The sequence below is a fragment of the Fodinibius salicampi genome, assembly GCF_039545095.1.
Lineage (GTDB): Bacteria > Bacteroidota > Rhodothermia > Balneolales > Balneolaceae > Fodinibius > Fodinibius salicampi.
Genome location: NZ_BAABRS010000004.1, coordinates 343500 through 356191 on the forward strand (window position 1 = coordinate 343500; position 12692 = coordinate 356191).

Here is a 12692-nt window from a genome sequence, read left to right on the forward strand (position 1 = left end):
GAAAATTATTTCAGATTATTTAATCGAATTGAGACTGCTCTGCGGTGAGCTTCGAGTTCCTCAAGGGAGGCCAGCTTTTCTATGGTCGGACCAATATTTTGTAATCCTTCCCGACTGATGGTCTGCATGGTAATTTGTTTAAGAAACGAATCAACCGATACCCCGCTGAACATACGGGCATAGCCATAGGTTGGAAGCGTATGATTGGTTCCGGAAGCATAGTCGCCCGCACTCTCGGGGGTCCATTGGCCAAAGAAAACAGATCCGGCGTTGTAAATACTGTTCTGCCACTGTTCGGCATCCTCACATTGGACGATCAGATGTTCCGGTGCGTATTGATTAGAGAAGTCAAATGCCTGTTCCAGATTATTTACGATTAAGGTAAAGCTCTTGTTAATGGCTTCTTGGGCTACATCCTTACGGGGAAGTCTCATAAGTTGTTCTTCCAACGCAGTTGAGCAGGCCCCCAGGTCAAAGTCTTTAGTAGCAACTAAAACAACCTGGCTGTCAGGACCGTGCTCCGCTTGGGAAAGCAGGTCGGCGGCTACAAACTCCGGATTGGCCGTTTCGTCGGCAATAACCAGTACTTCTGAAGGTCCGGCCGGCATATCAATGGCAATTTGTGCTTCACTGTTTTGGAGCATCATTTTAGCGGCCGTAACATATTGATTGCCGGGGCCTAAAATTTTATCCACTTTGGGTACCGTATTCGTACCGTATGCCATTGCCGCGATGGCTTGGGCTCCGCCCGCTTTAAGGATTTTTGTAATCCCAATTTTTTGAGCGATATAGATAATTTCATCGGCAATACTTCCGTCTTTGTGGGGAGGAGTGGCTGTAACAATGGTCTTGCATCCTGCCAACTTCGCCGGAATTCCCAGCATCATAAGCGTAGAAGGCAATATAGCAGTTCCGCCGGGTACATACAGCCCTACCTTTTCTATAGGTCGCGATACCCGCTGGCACTTCACTCCGGGCATGGTTTCCACCTCTAAAGGTTGGGGCAGCTGGCCTTTGTGGAAACGCTGGATATTTTCAAAAGCGGTATCAATAGCGTTACGAGTGGAGGATGTCAGATTTATCGAAAGATCAGCAGGATTAACGGTAATGGTATCCGGCGAAGCACCGTCGAACTTTTTGGTATAATAGCTAACTCCTGAATCTCCCTTCTGCCTAACCTTATCTATGATTGGCTCTACCTCTGAAAAGATGGAGATAAAATCCATTTTAGGCCGCTGGCAGAGATCCTGTATCTCTTCCTTGGTAAGTTTTGTAATGTCGTATTGTTTCATCACAGAATCATGCTTTCGATTGGTAAAATAACAATTCCTGTAGCTCCTTCGGCTTTTAGTTTTTCCATGACAATCCAGAACTGATCAATGGGGATAACGGTATGTATAGCTACCATATCCTCGTCGGCCAGAGGCATTACCGTCGGACTGTTTAGAGAGGGGATAATATCCTTTATTTTAGGCACGGCCTTTTTAGGAGCATTCATCATAATATATCGACTGCGCTCGGCTTGTTGATGGCCATCCATGCGCTGGAGGAACTTGTCGATCAGTTCTTTTTTTCCGGGTGAGAGTTCCTTATTTGTGCGGATGAGTTGCGTTTCCGACTCAAGGATGGTATTCAATTCCTGAAGTCCGTTTGCTTTCAGCGTATTACCGGTAGATACCAAATCTACAATAGCATCTGCTACTTCCAAGCGGGGTGCAACCTCAACGGCGCCTGAAATAGTAACAATATTGGCGTTCAATTCCTGTTTATCCAAAAAATCGCGGGTTAATTTAGGGTAGCTGGTGGCAATGGTTTTTCCATCGAAGTCTTCTGTTGTTTGGATATCACCATCTTTGGGAGCTGCCAGTGACAGCCGGCATACGCCGTAATCCAGATCGCGGAGTACGCTTACATTTGCCCCGGTTTCGGCGGTGACATTGGCTCCTACAAAACCGAGATCGCAGACTCCATCCTGAACATATTCCGGAATATCATCATCTCTAATAAGAAGTAACTCTACATCGAAATTACGGCATTTTACCAGTAGATTGCGTTTATAATCATCAAAACGGAGTCCGATACCTTTGAGCAGATCAATAGTCTTGTCGGTCAGACGCCCTGATTTCTGGATCGCGATACGTAGTGAAGTTTTAGAATCGGCAGTTCGTTCCATAGCAATTAGGGATAGATATAATTGAAAAGAAGTTTGTTAAGAGAGAATAAGAATAAAAAGGGTGGAGGGCAGCTTAAGCTGCCTGTAGCAATGCTATTGACGGTCGAAACCGCCATGATGGTGGAGGGAGTCAATATGGATCATATTTTTTTGCATCGCTTCTAAGATAATATTTTTTAAGAAATCTTCCATATAAAATTAATGTAAAGAAAATTTCTGCAAAGTTAATCCATAAAAAAAGGGAATTACTTGCGTAATCCCCTTTTAAATATCAAAAATAAATAAAAGTCCGAATATAATTATCGTTCTTCCGTATTAAGTTGCCAGATATCCACCCGGTCTAACTCAATATAAGGAATGGCAACTCGTTCACGTTTAGTGTCGAGCGCAATATCAGCCGGTTCGGGTCCAGTTTTGATGAGTGCTTTGCTTTCCTGGTTATTACTTATCAGGTAGAGACTGGAATCATTCTGGCTGGAAACCAGGAAAGATCCATTATAAGGCTCTATGCCATCAAAGTTTCCACCCGATTCCACCGTAATGAAATCCTGAAGAGTAGAGTCAGCGGGTGAGAACGAGCGGAATATTTGTCCGCCATTCCACGGAGCAATTACCAGCTGATTATTGTTTTCATCCAGCGTGATTCCATTGGGTGGATCAGCGAGTGAATCGGCAACAATGGAAATATTGGATCCCTTTATTTGATAAACCCGGGCCTGTCCGGTGTCCGTAACATATATTGTGCCATTCGTGTCGACGGCAACATCATTGAGAAAGCCGGGTTCAAAATCTGTGAAATCGTTGAATGCAACCTGTTCGCCTGTTTGCTTATTAAATCCGTGTACACCCTTAAGGTCAGCTACATATAGTGTGTCTCCCGTAATATACATACCTCGCGGAGAATGCAGGGGGGCTTCCTCAGTACCGGTCATAAACTTCAGTGAGTCAATAGAGCCATCTGGCCGGGCTTTGGCGATGTACCCATTGGAATCGGCCTCACTGCTGGATCCATTAAAATTGGAAACAAAATAAACATCTTGATCCGGATCATAGCGAACTGCTTCCGGGCCGGATAATCCTTGGTCAATTACTGTTATTCGATCGTCCACTTCTTGCAGTGATGTCGTGGGAGCTTCTTCCTCTTGTTGTTCGGTATCTGAGCTGCAGCTGGTAAATATGAGCAGCAGCAACATGAGTACGCTCTGCGATAATAGTTGTTTTTTATCCATAAGAGTCTGTTTTATTTAAAGTTGGAGAGTGATCTAAAATATTAAACTGGAAGAGTATTAAATTTTCTTAAGTGTATCCCATAAGTGGTCGTTCGGTTATCCCTAATAAGTTATCCCTGTTCTCAATCGTCTCAATTATTCTATGGACCACTTACTTATTGCAGTGCTCAAATATGAATAAACCAACACACCATTGCAATTATATCCAGAAATAATTTATCTGATATTGAAATGTCTTAAAAAGCAATGAGCTTAATTAAGCTGACATTGTAGCTACAACCCCAATTAGCAAAAGAGTAAAAATGGCTAATTGAAGAAAAGCGCTTCCGATTCGTTTCTTTATCATGATTTAGCTAATGAAAGATTTCTTTTTTGCTGATTTTATAGTGACTATTTGGAAATATGTTCCCGGAAAATAAATAGGTTTTAAATGAGGTGAACGGCGTCTGTTTTTTTAGTGATGAGACAAGCTATATTTATGATTGAACTATTAGCGGGAAACGATTATCCTTACTACTTAAAAAGTTAAGTGATTAATACAGCAATCAATCAGATATCTTATTATGATAACTACTGCTCAATTAACCTATATCCCTCTAAAATCAGCTGATCCACGCGAAAGTGTAGACTTTTTGCTTGAATTAGTCGCACAGCACGAAGTGGAGGTAGATGTTAACTACTTATCTACAAGTGTTCGGGGAGAGACCGAAGTTGTTTTTGAACTCATCAGCGATATGTATGAAACGATGACTATTGAAGGAGAAGAATTCCGTTTCCATGTGGAGTTGTTAAGCCCCGTTGCTGATGAATCTCTTGATATACCCAATAAGTAAAGGGTGTTTGTATTTCAGCAGAGTCCGATGCGAATAAAAGTATCGGACTTTTTTATTGAGTAAATATTTTATCCTTTCTCACATTTGAGTGTGAAAACAGGCGCTTAATTTTGTATCTTAAGCGTTCTTTTTTATAAGCAAACCTGTGCAGGTAGCACAAGCCTATGACTCCCATTCGTAATTTCTGTATTATAGCTCATATCGATCACGGTAAATCAACGCTCGCTGACCGACTTCTGGAGCGTACCGGTGCTATTACCGAGCGCGAGATGCACGAGCAGATACTTGACGATATGGATCTGGAACGCGAGCGGGGCATTACGATTAAAAGCCATGCTATCAGGATGGATTATGAGCGTCCTAATGGTGAGAATGTGATTTTTAATCTCATTGATACGCCTGGACATGTTGACTTCTCTTACGAGGTGTCCCGGGCATTAAAAGCGTGTGAGGGAGCACTGTTGGTAGTCGATGCTGCTCAGGGAGTTGAAGCCCAAACTATTTCTACACTTTATCAGGCTATTGAACAGGATTTGGAAATTGTACCGGTCCTTAACAAAATAGATTTACCCGGCGCAGATCCTGAAGGCGTAGGCCAGCAGATTGTGGATCTAATCGGCTGCGACCATGAAGATATTTTACATGTATCCGGCAAAACCGGTGAGGGGGTGGATGGACTTCTCGAAGCAATTGTAGAGCAGATTCCTGCACCAGGGAGAGATACCGACAAACCCCTGAGAGCGCTTATATTTGATTCGATTTTTAATACCTATCGTGGATCCATTATATATGTTCGAGTTATGGAAGGAAGCCTGAAACAGGGCGAAGGCATTCACTTTATGGCCACTGATAAAGATTATGAAGCGGAAGAGATCGGGCACCTGAAGCTGAAAAAAGTAAAAACAGATAAGCTCGAAGCCGGTGATGTGGGATATGTTATCGGAAGTGTGAAATCTCTGCAGGATGCGCGGGTAGGAGATACTCTTACTTCAACAGAGAACCCTGCCGATAAACCCATTCCGGGCTACCAGGAACCGAAACCAATGGTATTTAGTGGCTTATTCCCGACTCAATCCGATGATTTTGAGGATCTGCGCTCTGCACTGGAAAAGCTACAGCTGAATGATGCCTCCCTTACATATCAGCCCGAGACGTCCAAGGCGCTTGGATTTGGATTTCGCGCCGGATTTTTGGGTATGCTGCATATGGAGATTGTTCAGGAACGCCTTGATCGCGAATTTGATATTGATATTATCACGACCGTTCCCAATGTGGAGTATGAAGTTCATATGACCGAGAAAAATGAGCAGAAGAAAGTAACGGTTGATAATCCCAGTGAAATGCCGGATCCTGCCAATGTGGATGCCGTATATGAGCCTTATATAAAAGCCAGCATTATTACCCCTTCTGATTATATTGGCCCGGTTATGAAACTTTGTGAGGAGAAAAGGGGTAAGTATGTAAACCAGATACATATGCAGAGTCAGCGTGTGGATATCACCTACGAGTTGCCGATGGCAGAAGTAGTGTTTGATTTTTATGATCGGCTTAAAAGCGGTACCCGAGGGTATGCTTCGCTGGATTATGACTTTCTTGAGTATCGGAAAGGAGATTTGGTTCGACTGGATATCTTGCTTAATGGCGACCCGGTGGATGCTCTTTCAAGCATTACACATCGTGATAAAGCCTATGATCTGGGGCGCAAATTGTGTAAGAAACTGAAAGATCTGATTTCACGACATCAGTTCGAAGTACCCATACAGGCTGCTATTGGTTCGCAGGTTATCGCCCGGGAGACTATTCCGGCTATACGAAAAGATGTGACGGCAAAATGTTATGGCGGAGATGTTTCCCGAAAACGAAAACTTCTGGAAAAACAAAAGGAAGGGAAAAAGCGAATGAAACAGGTGGGAACTGTAGAAGTACCACAAGAAGCATTTCTTGCGGTATTATCTATGGATGATGATTAAATCGTCCATATCTTGTAATATCCTAATGCAAAGTGCGTTATGTAAACGACAATAATACTACTAAAATTATATTCTACTGATGCAAAAGTTACTAAACTCATTATTTCTTACTGTTCTCATTGTAGTTTTTTCTACTTTTTCCGCTTCTGCTCAATTTGAGGAGCCGGAGATAGAACGGATTGATCCCGATCAAAAAACTTGGTTTATGAACAAATTTGAAGACGTAAAATGGACCGGCCAGGGTTTTTACGGACGAACAGAACTTGATGAACGACAAACAAATGAAATCCGGGCCCGCTTACAGGAGGTATTTGGAGATCCTACAAAAACCATTGAAGATTTAATCACTCAGCCAGATTTCCGTCCGGCACAGGCTATTCAGTTCGAATATTGGTTTGTGGTAGACGATTCGATCCCTATGATGCTTTTAGATATTGATGGTCCTTTTGGAAGAGGACTCGTTTATGCGGGAGCCAGCAAATATATTGATCTTATGCCAGAAGTGAAGCGTACCTTGTCTCAAGAACTGATGGCTATTAAAAGAGACAGCTTACCTGATTATGAGGATTATTATTACGCTCCGGAGCGGCGGAAGTGGTTTGAAGTGAGCCTCCAAGAGGGACAGTATAGAACAAAAGAAATATCCTCTCCAATCAACTAGATTTTGGGATTTTAATAAACTGAACCACAGAAGGAGATACATTGGCAAAGCAACTTTCAAAAGAAGAACGCAGTAAAAGACGCAATCGGCGTACAAAAAATCAAAACGAGAAAGCAAAAAGCTGGATAAGGGAATGGCTGGATGCTCTCCTTTTTGCAGCAGTAGCTGCACTTATCATTCGGGCTTTCTTTTTTGAAGCTTATCGTATTCCAACTCCCTCAATGGAGAAAACACTGATGACGGGAGACTTCTTGATAGTCTCAAAGATAAGTTACGGTCCCCGTACACCAATGGTATTAGGAGTTCCATTTACGAATATCTATATGCAGGGACTCGTGTTGCCGTGGACTCGTCTGCCTGGTTTTAGTGAGGTAGAACGGAATGATATTGTGGTGTTTAACTATCCGATTGATATTGCACCTATTGCCGGTAAGACAAACTACATAAAGCGTGCTGTGGGGATACCGGGGGATACCCTGTCTATAGATGACAAACAGCTTTATGTAAACTCTGAAGAAGCCAATCCTTTTCCTGGAATTCAGCAAGTCTATGAGGTGGATGTTCGGAACAGGATAAGGTTAAGTGCGTCAAAGGTACAAGCAGCTGGAGGAACAATATATCAATCACGTAACGGTAACTCAGGAAGCTACCGTATTAATATGACTGATGAGGTGGCTGAGAACATTAGCAACTGGCCGGAAGTAACAAATGTAGAGCTTTTTGTGTTGCCTGATACTTTTAATGAATATGATCGGCGGTCCTTCAGCTTTTCTTCCGGTTTTAATAACCACCATCACATGTCTCCGGTCGTTGTTCCGTTTGAAGGACAAACCGTAACCTTAACGGCTGATAATTACCATATTTACGAAGCTATTATTACTCGCTATGAGAAAAATGATGTGGAGCGAAATGGAGGGCAGTTTATTATCAATGGAGAAGAAACCAATGAATATACTATTCAGCAGGATTACTACTTCGTAATGGGTGATAACAGAGATGACAGTGAGGACAGCAGGTTCTGGGGATTTGTACCACAGACGCATATAGTCGGCAAAGCAGGTATTATTTATTTCTCATGGGATAAAGATCGGTGGCTGCCCCGTTTTGATCGTCTTCTGAATGTTATCCATGATTAGTATTGGTGTATGTATGTGAGGAAAGAAGGAGTCGAGTACTTCCTTCCTCCTAACTTCAGGGCTGCTCCTTAATTCTTTCGTATTGATTTTCCTTGGGCTTGTCCCTCTTTAATGGCCAGCTGTCCGCAGCCGGCATCGATATCATCACCACGGCTTCGGCGCACTGTAGCAGTAATATCCCTTGATACAAGTTCCTGCATAAAGGCATCCAGTCGTTGCTCTCGGGCTCGTTTGAGTTCTACGCCTGCCACATCGTTGTACATGATAATATTTACTTTGCTGGGTACCCACTGTACGATTTCGGCAAGCTGGCGCGCATCTTCCTTGGTATCGTTAAATTCATCAAATAACAGGTATTCGTAGGTGATAGGCCGGTGCAGCTTATCATAATAATACTGAACTGCTTCCTTGAGTTTTTCCAGGTTCATTGAATTATTTATGGGCATAATTTCATCCCGCTTTTCATCATTAGCTGCATGCAGAGATATCGCCAAATTGAAAGGCTGGCGCTCGTCTGCCAGTTGCTTAATTTGCTTGGTAAGTCCTACCGTAGAAACGGTTATTCTTTTGGGAGAAAGTCCAATACTTAGTTCATCCATGATAATAGATGCAGAATTAACTACGGCCTCATAGTTATGAAGCGGTTCTCCCATTCCCATATATACGATATTGGTGATGCCCTTTCCAAACTTCTCCTGACACAGGTTATTAATGTACTGTACCTGATCTACAATTTCGCCGTGGGTTAAGCTCCGGAAAAATCCCATTTTTCCGGTGGCACAGAAAGAGCATCCAAATACGCACCCCACCTGGGATGACACGCACACCGTTAATCGATTAGCCGCTCCATCAGGATAAAAATCAGGGATAAGTACAGACTCGACCTTGTGTTGTTCGTCGCCCTCGAGTTCAAAGAGAAACTTTATAGTCCCATCCTTAGATTCGAGCTGCATTTTGTGCTCAATGGTAGGGACCTTTGCTACTTCTTTAAGGCGTATTCGTAAGTCCTTGGAAAGGTTGGTCATTTCATCAAAGCTGTGTACTCCCTTTTGATAGAGCCACTGGAAGAGCTGATCACTCCGATAGGAGGCCAGTCCCATATCGGCACTAAATTCCTGGAGTTCTTGCTTTGTAAGATCTTTAAGGTTTATTTTTTCTTCGCTATGGGTTTGTGTAGTCATATATCCAAAGATACAAAGACTACAGCACGGATGTTAAACTTTAGAGACAAAATATTAAGTGGTTGATGGGTATATATGATATTTAAGAATAGAAATCACCGGATAGGTAGAATCTAACAAATTTTATAAAAAAGAAGCGGTTATTATGAATTGATGATAGTTATATAGATTTTAATAGTCTGCAAGAAATAAAATATAAAAGATAAGCAATGGAATTTTCTACCCTTTTCAATGACTTGAGGAGCAAGTTTAATGAGGAAGTGACAAGCAAGCTTGAGACTTGGCTTGATACGCTTATAAGCATGCTTCCTGAGATGGTGATGGCCCTGCTGGTACTGATTGTGTTTTATGTGATTGGTAAGCTGGTTCGGCAGGCCGTCCACAAACTGTTGTCAAAGGCAACGATGAATAAAACCGTTATTGACCTGCTGGAAACCATAGTGGGTATCATGATTATTAGTATCGGTATATTTATTGCCCTGAGTGTCTTGAACCTGGATGGGGCAGTTACCTCGCTGCTTGCCGGTGCTGGTATTGTCGGTTTGGCCTTAGGTTTTGCATTTCAGGATATTGCATCAAACTTTATCTCGGGTATCATTCTTACGCTCCGGCATCCGTTTGGCATTGGCGATATTATTGAAACTAATGATATATATGGCACTGTACGGAAGTTAAATCTTCGAAACACAATTCTACAAACGCCCCAGGGACAGATTGTATATATCCCGAATAAAATGGTATTTGAAAATCCGCTTTCTAACTTTACGGATGAGCGTCAGCGTCGTATTGATTTGAGTTGCGGGGTCTCATATGCCGAAGATCTTGAGCAAGTTCGCCAACTAGCTATTGAGGCTATTGAAGAGCTTGAAAACTATGACAGTGATAAGGATATCCTGTTCTTTTTCGATGAATTCGGAGGGAGTTCTATCAATTTCAAGGTTTGTTTTTGGGTAAATTTCCGGAGGAATTCTGATTTTCTTACTCCTCGAAGTGATGCGATTATGGCGCTTAAAAAGAAGTTTGATGAAAATGATATTACCATTCCGTTTCCCATTCGGACGCTTGATTTTGGCATACGCGGAGGGGAAAAACTGGATAGTATGCTTAAGGGAACAGCTCCGGCTGAAGAAAACGGAGCGGATTCTTAGAAAACTATAGCTCCTAAGACTGATATATGTAAGAAATGCCAAGGAGGAAGGTCCTTGGCATTTCTTATTAGAGCAGGTGTTAAGGTTTTACTTCAAGTGACGTTCCAGGTAATTGGTATAGGATTGATATAGCAGATAATAGCTGGCTGTATTAAAGGAAACGCCGTGCGCTCCGGGGGGATAAATTCGTAAATCCACATCCTTCCCATTGCCAGTAAGCGCGGTCATTAGTTGCATCGTATTTTGGACATGTACGTTTTCGTCCATGGTAGAGTGTGAGAGCAATAAGTCAGCCTCCAAATTTTCAGCATGTGTATTTGAAGAACTCTGTTTATAGCCCTCGGCGTTATCATCCAGCAATCCCATGTAGCGTTCGGTATAAATACTGTCATATAATTTCCAGTTCGTAACCGGTGCTGTAGCAATTCCTGCGACGAAAACATCGGGATGAGTAAAAAGAGTATAGGTCGTCATGTAGCCGCCATAACTGTGTCCACGAATAGCCATGCGATTACCATCAACCCAGTCTTTGTCGGCCATATATTTTACCGTCTCAACAAAGTCGTTGGCTTCCCATTTACCGAGCTGTTTATAAACGATTTTTTCAAATTCTGAGCCGTAACCACCACTTCCTCGATTATTAACATTTACAACTATATATCCCTTTTGGGCGAGGTACTGGTTCCACCCGCTGGATTCCCACTGGTTATAAACCCCCTGTGCACCGGGTCCGCCATAAATATTTAGCAGCAGCGGATAGCTTTTGGTTGAGTCAAAGTCGACAGGCTTAATCATGTAACCGTCGAGTTGCTGTCCGTCTGAGGTTGTAAATGTAAAGAGTTCACGCGGCGAATAAACGTGGGATTCAACGAACTCATTAACGGATTCATTATCTTCAAGTACCATGAGTTTACCATCAGTTGTATTCCATAGTTCTACCTGTGTTGGGGTAGAAATATTGGAGTAACGGTTGATAAAATACTTGCCGTTTGAACCCATGCTTATGTTATGGGTTCCCTCTGCTGTGGTATGTTTTGTTTTATTCTGTCCGTCGAAGCTTATAGAGTATAGGTGTCGTTCGAGGGGAGAAGTTTCGGTGGATGTATAAAAAATGCGATTACTGGCGTAGTCAACGGTATGGACATAGGTGACTTCCCAATCTCCCCGGGTTACTTGATTTTTTACCTCTCCATCATATCCGTAACGATAGATGTGACTCCATCCATCACGATCAGAAATCCAGAAGAATTCTTTACTATCTTCCGGAAAAAAGAACAGGTGATTGATACCCGCAAAAAAGTCAAAAATATCGATCCATGTATCTGATGTTTCTTCCATAACCAGGCGATTCTCGCCACTATGAATATCGTTAAAGAAAAGTTTGAGATGGTTTTGTGCCCGGTTAAGGTGCACAATAGCAAGCTTATTTTCATTGGCCGTCCAGTACAATCGGGGAATATATCCGTCCCTGGGTAAATCCATCCATTGCTGGTCTTTGGTTTCAACATTTACAACACCGATTTTTACCTCGGGATTTTCATCACCTACTTTTGGGTAAGGGATTTTTTCGTACTCAGGGTGCTGACCGGAATAATCGGTCATTTGAAAAATATTGACATGTCGTTCATCGGTTTGCCAGTAGGCAATATGTTCGCTGTCGGGTGACCACTCCCAGGCTTGTGCCAAACCGAATTCTTCTTCGTAGACCCATCCAAAACGTCCGTTATAAAAATATTCTTCAGCACTGTTTGTAAGCTGTGTTTCTTTTTCTGAAGCCAAATCATATACAAAAAGATCACCGTTGCGTTCATAACCGATCTTTTGTCCGTTAGGAGAGAGTTCTGCAGTACGTGCGTCTTCGACGAGTAATTCCAGCGTTTCGTTTTCGACTGAGTATAGATAGTAATCAGAAATGCCGGAACGGCGATAAACAGGTCGAAAGTTGGATTGAAAGACTAGGTATTTTGAATCATTTGACCATTGGAAGGAAGAATATTCAAATGTCGAATCAGTATCAGGAAACGTATGTTCAGCGTTGTTAAAAATTAGCTCATCTTCCTGGGTGGCAGGGTCATACACCCTTATCTCCATATTCTCGGTCTCCTCGTTGTACTGCATATAGGAATACCGGTTACCTTCGTCAATCCAGTTGATATTGCGTGGGCCATTGGAACCACTGAGCTGTCCACTTTGAGACAGGGCCTCCTTTACGTCAGAATATCGTTGTTTCTCCTGCGCAATACCTGGCTGTTGAAAAATAAATGCACCCAGGAGAATGGTGAGGGCTATTGATTTATAGAGTGATGAGATAGAATGTTTCATATATGTATAAATGCTGGCTGTTTATATTATATAAGTTTT

Annotated in this window: 11 protein-coding genes; 6 read left to right on the forward strand and 5 right to left on the reverse strand. The window is 42.5% G+C overall.

Annotated elements, in window-relative coordinates:
• Positions 1–5 precede the first annotated feature (5 nt).
• Entirely contained in the window at positions 6–1292 is a 1287-nt protein-coding gene (hisD, locus tag ABEB05_RS15055) for a histidinol dehydrogenase (RefSeq protein ID WP_265791032.1), read from the reverse strand.
• Positions 1292–2173, reverse strand: a complete 882-nt coding sequence (gene hisG, locus ABEB05_RS15060) for an ATP phosphoribosyltransferase (RefSeq protein ID WP_265791031.1) — start codon at positions 2171–2173, stop codon at positions 1292–1294. Before hisG ends, hisD begins: the two co-directional genes overlap by 1 nt.
• Positions 2174–2206: 33 nt before the next feature.
• Between hisG and ABEB05_RS15065 the strand changes: the two genes are divergently transcribed.
• The gene (locus ABEB05_RS15065) at positions 2207–2338 is read left to right on the forward strand and encodes a hypothetical protein (protein ID WP_265791029.1); all 132 of its coding nucleotides are present in this window, start codon (positions 2207–2209) and stop codon (positions 2336–2338) included.
• Positions 2339–2472: 134 nt separating this feature from the next.
• Here the strand turns inward: ABEB05_RS15065 and ABEB05_RS15070 are convergent, their stop codons facing one another.
• The gene (locus tag ABEB05_RS15070) at positions 2473–3402 is read right to left on the reverse strand and encodes an SMP-30/gluconolactonase/LRE family protein (protein WP_265791028.1); all 930 of its coding nucleotides are present in this window, start codon (positions 3400–3402) and stop codon (positions 2473–2475) included.
• A 563-nt stretch (positions 3403–3965) separates the two neighbouring features.
• Between ABEB05_RS15070 and ABEB05_RS15075 the strand changes: the two genes are divergently transcribed.
• The 4 genes from ABEB05_RS15075 to lepB all read left to right on the forward strand — a co-directional run bounded on the left by ABEB05_RS15075 (position 3966) and on the right by lepB (position 8002).
• Entirely contained in the window at positions 3966–4235 is a 270-nt protein-coding gene (locus ABEB05_RS15075; protein ID WP_265791027.1) for a hypothetical protein, read from the forward strand.
• Positions 4236–4399: 164 nt separating this feature from the next.
• Positions 4400–6205 (forward strand): translation elongation factor 4, encoded by a 1806-nt coding sequence (gene lepA / locus ABEB05_RS15080; RefSeq protein WP_265791026.1) that lies wholly within the window; start codon positions 4400–4402, stop codon positions 6203–6205.
• 79 nt (positions 6206–6284) lie between these two features.
• Positions 6285–6866: a hypothetical protein gene (locus ABEB05_RS15085; protein WP_265791025.1), complete on the forward strand. Its 582-nt coding sequence runs from the start codon at positions 6285–6287 to the stop codon at positions 6864–6866.
• A gap of 41 nt (positions 6867–6907) precedes the next feature.
• A complete protein-coding gene (gene lepB / locus ABEB05_RS15090) occupies positions 6908–8002 on the forward strand; it encodes a signal peptidase I (RefSeq protein ID WP_265791024.1) in 1095 nt (364 codons plus the stop codon).
• Positions 8003–8070: 68 nt separating this feature from the next.
• Here lepB and rlmN read toward each other — a convergent pair whose 3' ends face one another.
• A complete protein-coding gene (gene rlmN, locus ABEB05_RS15095) occupies positions 8071–9183 on the reverse strand; it encodes a dual-specificity RNA methyltransferase RlmN (RefSeq protein ID WP_265791023.1) in 1113 nt (370 codons plus the stop codon).
• Between the two features lie 209 nt (positions 9184–9392).
• On the opposite strand from rlmN, the gene ABEB05_RS15100 reads away from it, so the two are divergent.
• Positions 9393–10331, forward strand: coding sequence for a mechanosensitive ion channel family protein (locus tag ABEB05_RS15100; RefSeq protein ID WP_265791022.1), 939 nt, complete (start codon positions 9393–9395; stop codon positions 10329–10331).
• Between the two features lie 87 nt (positions 10332–10418).
• Here the strand turns inward: ABEB05_RS15100 and ABEB05_RS15105 are convergent, their stop codons facing one another.
• Complete coding sequence (locus ABEB05_RS15105; RefSeq protein ID WP_265791021.1) at positions 10419–12653, reverse strand: S9 family peptidase; 2235 nt, start codon at positions 12651–12653, stop codon at positions 10419–10421.
• Between the last annotated feature and the right edge of the window lie 39 nt (positions 12654–12692).

What these genes read in the sequence shown, in the direction of transcription:
- hisD (WP_265791032.1), bottom strand. Translation starts at nt 1,292, where the DNA reads ATGAAACAATACGACATTACAAAACTTACCAAGGAAGAGATACAGGAT.
- hisG (WP_265791031.1), bottom strand. Translation starts at nt 2,173, where the DNA reads ATGGAACGAACTGCCGATTCTAAAACTTCACTACGTATCGCGATCCAG.
- ABEB05_RS15070 (WP_265791028.1), bottom strand. Translation starts at nt 3,402, where the DNA reads ATGGATAAAAAACAACTATTATCGCAGAGCGTACTCATGTTGCTGCTG.
- ABEB05_RS15075 (WP_265791027.1), top strand. Translation starts at nt 3,966, where the DNA reads ATGATAACTACTGCTCAATTAACCTATATCCCTCTAAAATCAGCTGAT.
- lepA (WP_265791026.1), top strand. Translation starts at nt 4,400, where the DNA reads ATGACTCCCATTCGTAATTTCTGTATTATAGCTCATATCGATCACGGT.
- ABEB05_RS15085 (WP_265791025.1), top strand. Translation starts at nt 6,285, where the DNA reads ATGCAAAAGTTACTAAACTCATTATTTCTTACTGTTCTCATTGTAGTT.
- rlmN (WP_265791023.1), bottom strand. Translation starts at nt 9,183, where the DNA reads ATGACTACACAAACCCATAGCGAAGAAAAAATAAACCTTAAAGATCTT.
- ABEB05_RS15100 (WP_265791022.1), top strand. Translation starts at nt 9,393, where the DNA reads ATGGAATTTTCTACCCTTTTCAATGACTTGAGGAGCAAGTTTAATGAG.
- ABEB05_RS15105 (WP_265791021.1), bottom strand. Translation starts at nt 12,653, where the DNA reads ATGAAACATTCTATCTCATCACTCTATAAATCAATAGCCCTCACCATT.